Genomic DNA, 6,003 nt, shown 5'->3' with positions numbered 1-6,003 from the left:
GCAGCGCTCGATCGGGCCAGGTCAGTTGTGGCTTGTCTACCTGCCTTTGCAGTACGGCGAGTTGGTGGCGCAGGGCCAGGATCTCCAGATCCTTCGCCCGATCACTCATCGGCAACAGCCGTATGAGGCTGAAGGCGGTAGACAGGGCGAGGTACGGCAGTCGCAACAGCACAGTTGACCATCCTCGCAGTCGGCCCACGCATGCTCCAAGAGCCTCTTCTCCGCGCGGGAGGCTGCCCCGTCAGGCGCGGTCCGATGACGTCGAATCAGGGCTGTGACCAGCGTGGATGCAATATTCGGCACGTACAAGGGCACGGCCAAGTCGACGCCTAGCGAGCTCGTGGTGCCGTTCCATCCGCCTACGGCCGGACCGAACTCCCCGGACTCGTCGAACCCCGTACGCACCGCTCTGGCTCGGCTGTAGGCCGAAGCCACCGACTCGCGCGGCCAGAGGGCTGCGGCGGTGAGCGACTGTGCCAGGCCGCCGATCGGGTCGCCCCTGTCTGTCGCCAGTCCTGCTTTCAGGAGCCGGTCCCGGGCGGACCACATCCCGAGTAGGACGTCGCCCAACATGAGTACATCATCAGAGGTGTCCATTGCGGAACGCTGACCTCCTGCTGCCAGAAGTGGGAACCGGATACGCTCGCGGTGCGAAACTCGACAAGTCAAAACTCGACATGCGACTTGCCTAGTGAACGGACGGAAGGTGCCAGAGGCCTGTCGCGTACACATCGCCGGCCCGCCGGGACAGCAGCACCTCGGGTCCGGTCTCACTGTCGCGGAGCGCGATCAGGTGCACGTTCAGCGGCTCGGTGTGCCGCCCGCCGCTCACAGGCCACCGCCCGGGCGGCGCGCGAGCAGCACGGTGAACACGGCGTCCTCGACGAGCCCTTCGCTGTGGGAGTGCTCCTCCAGCAACGAGCGGGCCTCCTGCTCAAACCGTGCATGCTGGCCGCCGAACAGTGCCGGGCGGGCGAAACTCGTGCTGCGCAGGTAGCCGACTACAGTCCCGGGTGTCCACGTGCGGCGGACAGGGAAACGGTGTTCGGCGATGCCGCTGAACGCGGAGTCGGCGAGGTCGTCCTGGTAGCGGCGGCCCGGTTCGGCGTACACGCCCGTCGTGCCGGCCTGCCGCTCCTCGCCGAGGTATGACTGGACGAGCTGCTTCAGTTCGGACGTCCACCGGGCCTGATGGGTCCACAGGCTGCCGTCCCCGATTACCGCGAACGTCGCGGCCGGAGCTGTGACGCGGTCAGCCATCGCCAGAACTGCGGGCCTGGACATCCAGTGGAAGGCTCGCGCGCAGGTGAACAGATGGGCGCGATAGCCGGCGTGCGGGGTGGTGAACTCCTCGGCCGGCATGGTGTGAAAGGCGATCGTGCCCGCGCTGGGCAGAGACGGAAGCCGGGCGGCGGCCTCGCGGAGCATGCCTTCGTCCGCGTCCACGAGGTCCACCCGGGCGATCCTCGGCATCGCGGGGACCAGGGCGGCCGGAACCTGGCCGGTGCCCGCACCCAGGTCGAGCAGTACCGGCCGGTCGATTCCCTCCAGGACTCCGGCCAACAGCCGGACCACTTCATCGGGAATCCCGGGGCGGTGGCGGGCGTAGTCGACGGCTGCCGACTCGAATAGGCTCACAGCGCTCCTTTCGCATCAGGGGGTTGGGCGTCAGGCGGGTTGCCGGGGTGCGGCTGAAGACGCGGGCAGGACCCACTTCAGGGCGTCGGGCCCGGTGCCGGAGGCGATGTGCTGCGTCCCGCCGTCCTTCGGCACGTCGACTTGGAACGCACCCGGTCGGCCGGCCCGGACCCAGCGGGTGTGGATGTCCTCAAGGTCGGCCCACACATCTCTCGCGCCGTGGACCCGTACCGTGGTGCCGTCGGGATCGGCGACCGCCCAGGAGTCCTCCTCGGGGGCGACGATCGTCATCGTCTCGGCCTGGAAGTCGCGCACCAGGCCCGGGGCGAGGTATGCGGCGGCGAGCCAGAAGCCGTACGCGTCGTCCGGCGGCGGCGTCAGCCGCGTCGGCCGTGGGCGCCCAGGACTGGCGGCGATCCGGGAGCGGTGGTCCACGGGGGTGAGCCACGCGTAGCCGTGCAGCGGCCGGTACCCGCGCGGACTGCCCGTGAGAACTGCTTCGGCCCGGCCGGCCGGGGTGCGGGTCACGAGCATTTGGCCGGGCCAGCTCGGAGTACGGGTCGTCACCGTCGTCAGCAGCCGACCGCCGGGCGCGAGCTGCTCCACCCACGCCGCCGGCAGGCAGGGCACGCCGATCCCGGAGTGCACCAGGTCGTACGGCGCCCCGGCCGCGTGCCCCTCCAGCGCGTCACCGGCCACCACCGTCGCACCGACGCCGAGCCGCTCGAGGTTCCGCCGCGCGAAGGCGGCCATGTGCCGATCCCGTTCGATGCCGGTCGCGTATCCGGGGCCGGTGATCACAGCGGCGTACGCCAGCGACACTGCCGGGCCCGTGCCCAGGTCCAGGTACCGCACGCCGGGGGTCAGCTGCAGGGCCTGCAGCGCCTCGGCGGTGAGCGGGGTGTACGTCGACATCGACGTCATGTGCCCGCCGGAGAGCCGCCCGCGCCCCAGGGAGTCGAGCGGTTCCCCGTCGCGCTGCAGCAGCACGGAGTCTGCCCCGTGCACGAGGTCGAGCCACTCGTCCTGGTCGTCGGGATGCGCGCCGTCCAGGAGCCGCCACTCGATCGGCTCGATGCCGGGCTTGCTCACCCGGACGTAGGCGTGGGGGAGCAGCAGTTCCCGGCGGACTCGGAGCAGGGCGTCGCGCAGCAGCGGGTCGGTCAGCACACCGTCGGCGTCGAGGCGGTCGACCATGGCGGCGCGTGCGGCGGTCGTGACGGCGAGCAGGTCAGCAGAGATGGCTCTCGCCTTCCGGGGGAGAGGACGGCCTGCGGAAGCGGTTGGGGTGGTGAACTCTGCGGTCACTGCCAGCCCATTTCCGAGTACAGGCGGCCCGCGAGGATGCCCTCAATGGCTGTGCGGGTATACGCAACCAGCTCCGCCGGAAGGTCCTTGGGCTGCCACCACCGCCACTCCACGCATCGGTCGGGCTCCAGGACCGTCGGGGCGCCGGACCATGCTCGGGCCCGGAAGACCAGCTGGATGCGCGGCCGAGCGCCCGGTGAGTCGACGAGGTGGACCGCGTGCACAAACTCGACGTCGGCGGGGTCAAGGATCAGACCGGCCTCTTCCTCGGCCTCCCTCACCAGACAGCTGACGGCGGACTCCCTCTCGCAGTGCCCGGCCAGGAAGTGCCAGAGGCTCCCCGCATACGCGGAGTCGGGGTGGCGCAGACCGAGCAGGAGACGGCCTCTGCTGTCCTCAAGGTAGAGGTGGACGCCGACGACATGAAGCTCGGTCCCGTCCGGTGCCTCGTCCCGCACCGGGCGCACACTCCTCGACGGACCGTTCGTCGGGGTGTGCTGGTCGGCGTGCCGGTGCAGGAGGTCGGTCGTCGATGGACTCAGCGGCAGCCGGTGCAGCATCTCCTGTGGGAACCAGCGCAGCAGGATGCCCTCATTCAAGGTCAGGGCGTCGGGGTCACCGTTCCATCGACCGGCGAAGACCTGGATCGGCACGCATAGGCCGTCGATGCCGGTGGCCTCTTCCACAGCGAAGGGCTTCAGGTCGGACAGGTGCAGACCGGGTACTTCCTCGGCCAGTTCGCGGCGGAGCGTGGCTTCCAGCGACAGGTCTCCTGGCTCTCGGCCGCCACCAAGCAACGCGAAGGCGCCCGGCTCCCAGATGTCCGGGTAGTTGTCGCGAAGGTGGAGGAGGTAGCGGCCGGCATCGTCGAAGATCAATGCTGAGGCGTTCACCGGCTCGATCCGACCGTCCAGGCCGACCTCCAGCAGCTTGGCGCGCAGCGTCGGAGAGCTGACCTCGTCGAAAGGGCGCCACTGCGCACCCGAGACCTCTTCGTCCTGCAGGACGAGCTCAGGGTCCTTGTTGGCAACGTAGAAGACGAACCGGAGGTCGAAGTGCCGGTGCTCGGGCTCGCCGCGAGGGTGCTTGGCGTCGATGCCGTGGACGTCGATGTCGATCGGAGCATCTACGAGCGGGGTCAGGCACAGATCCCCGGGCTGGATCCCTGTCTCCTCGCGCACTTCCCTCAGGGCCGTGGCCAGGAGGGTGTGGTCGTCAGCCTCGATGTGGCCGCCGTTAGGAACAGTTCGCATGTCTCAGTTCTCCTCCTGTCTCACTGGCACCCTGCGGAGGCGCCTGAACGATCTACTGCGAACCATGTGGCAACTGTCTCAGGAAGAGACGGGAAGTTTTGCCTGTTTGTAACCTTAAGTGCGGGGTGGCTCGGTCAGTCCTCTGTTCCGACGTCACCAGGCGTGCCGCGTCGAGGCCGCCCGGTGCACGCTCGGCCCTTGTGCCTGATCCCGGGCCGGCCTTGCAGCGCAGTCCGTGGCGGCCTCGCGACCTAGATACCTCGTCCGTTTGAGGGCTGTCCTCTACCCAGTCATCCCGCGGCCTGTCGGCCGCACCCCGGGGCCGGGAAAATGGGGCGGGGTGCCCGTCCGGAGGACATCGTTTGTGCTTGGTGCGAGTGAGCCCGATAGCCAGTCGGACGCGGGGGCCGTGTGCAGGAATCCAATGTTGTTGCCATGAGCACGCAAGAGAGCGTCTTTGAAATCCTGTGGCCCCGGAAGGACGGGTACCCGTCGCAGATCGACTGGGAGGGGCAGGATTCGTGGACGTGGTGGAAGAGCGGTGCGCGGGCATCGACTTGAGCAAGGCGGACGCGAAGGTGTGCATCCGGCTGCCGGGCTCGGGGAAACGGGCGCGTCGTGAGGTGCGGACGTTCTCCACGATGAGCGACGGTCTGCTGGAACTGCGGGACTGGCTGGTGGACAACCAGATCACCCGGGTGGGCATGGAGGCGACCGCGTCGTACTGGAAACCCCTGTTCTACCTGCTGGAGGCCACCGAGGGGATCGAGCCGTGGCTGCTGAACGCCCAGCACATCAAGACCGTGCCGGGGCGCAAGACCGATGTGAAGGACTGCGAGTGGATCTGCCGCCTGGTCGAGTACGGTCTGGTGCGGCCCAGTTTCGTGCCGCCGCGCGACATCCGGCAGCTGCGGGACCTGACCCGGTACCGCACCGAGACCACCCGCGACCGGGTCCGCGACGTCAACCGGCTCGCGATGTTCCTGGAGGACGCCGGGATCAAGCTCAGCTCAGTGGTCAGCGACATCACCGGCCGCTCCGCGCGCGCCATGCTGGACGCCCTGGTCGCGGGCGAGCGTGACCCACAAGTGCTGGCGGACCTGGCACTGGGCAGCCTGCAGGGCAAGGTGCCCCTGCTGACCCGGGCGCTGACCGGCAGCTTCAGCGAGCACCACGCGTTCATGGTCGCCTCAATGCTCCGCGCGATCGATGAGGCCGACGCACGGATCGCCCGCCTGAGTGAGGAGATCAACCGGCAGCTGCTGCCCCTGCGTGCGCAGGTCGAGCTCTTGATCACCATCCCTGGAATCAGCCTGGTCATGGCCCAGATCCTGATCGCCGAGATCGGTGTCGACATGGGCCGCTTCGCCACCGCCGGGCACCTCGCCTCCTGGGCCGGGATGTGCCCGGGTAACAAGGAGTCGGCGGGCAAGCGGCTGTCCGGGCGTACCCGCCATGGCGACACCTGGCTCAAGACCGCCCTGTTCCTGGCCGGCGCCACCGCCGCCCGCAGCAAGGGCACCTACCTCGGAGCCCAGTACCGACGACTCGTACCCCACCGCGGCAGCAAGCGCGCCACCGTCGCGGTCGGCCACTCCATCCTGGTCGCCGCCTGGCACATCCTGCGCGACCTGGTCCCCTACCAAGACCTCGGCCCCGACCACTTCACCAACCGGCTCGGCAAGGAACGCCACACCCGCCGTCTGATCGCCCAACTCGCAGCCCTCGGCCTCGACGTCACCGTCACCCCACGCGAAGAGGCCGGTTGAGCTGCACCGATACACACAAGCTCAGGCCATTTTCA

Annotated in this window: 5 protein-coding genes and 1 pseudogene; 2 read left to right on the top strand and 4 right to left on the bottom strand. The window is 68.9% G+C overall.

Translation table 11 applies throughout. The annotated features are described in order from the left end of the window. The first annotated feature begins 274 nt into the window (after nt 1–274). Nucleotides 275–424 (top strand): hypothetical protein, encoded by a 150-nt coding sequence (locus ABZ656_RS36315; protein ID WP_360273813.1) that lies wholly within the window; start codon nt 275–277, stop codon nt 422–424. A gap of 267 nt (nt 425–691) precedes the next feature. On the opposite strand, the pseudogene ABZ656_RS36310 reads toward ABZ656_RS36315, so the two are convergent. From ABZ656_RS36310 to ABZ656_RS36295, 4 genes and pseudogenes are all read right to left on the bottom strand, one after another. Next, nucleotides 692–832: pseudogene (locus ABZ656_RS36310) on the bottom strand (NUDIX hydrolase); the annotation flags it as partial. Further along, on the bottom strand, nt 829–1,638 hold the full coding sequence (locus ABZ656_RS36305; protein ID WP_360273810.1) for a class I SAM-dependent methyltransferase: 810 nt from the start codon (nt 1,636–1,638) through the stop codon (nt 829–831). The pseudogene ABZ656_RS36310 and the gene ABZ656_RS36305, both read right to left, overlap by 4 nt. Nucleotides 1,639–1,668: 30 nt before the next feature. Continuing rightward, complete coding sequence (locus tag ABZ656_RS36300) at nt 1,669–2,946, bottom strand: methyltransferase domain-containing protein (protein WP_360273807.1); 1,278 nt, start codon at nt 2,944–2,946, stop codon at nt 1,669–1,671. Continuing rightward, nucleotides 2,943–4,199: an NUDIX domain-containing protein gene (locus ABZ656_RS36295; RefSeq protein ID WP_360273804.1), complete on the bottom strand. Its 1,257-nt coding sequence runs from the start codon at nt 4,197–4,199 to the stop codon at nt 2,943–2,945. Before ABZ656_RS36295 ends, ABZ656_RS36300 begins: the two co-directional genes overlap by 4 nt. Before the next feature lie 521 nt (nt 4,200–4,720). Between ABZ656_RS36295 and ABZ656_RS36290 the strand changes: the two genes are divergently transcribed. After that, a complete protein-coding gene (locus ABZ656_RS36290; RefSeq protein WP_360273801.1) occupies nt 4,721–5,968 on the top strand; it encodes an IS110 family transposase in 1,248 nt (415 codons plus the stop codon). Nucleotides 5,969–6,003: the final 35 nt, after the last annotated feature.

The organism is Streptomyces sp. NPDC007095, assembly GCF_040634475.1.
Lineage (GTDB): Bacteria > Actinomycetota > Actinomycetes > Streptomycetales > Streptomycetaceae > Streptomyces.
Note: the sequence above shows the minus strand (reverse complement) of the source record. Positions and strands in the feature narration are given on the sequence as shown.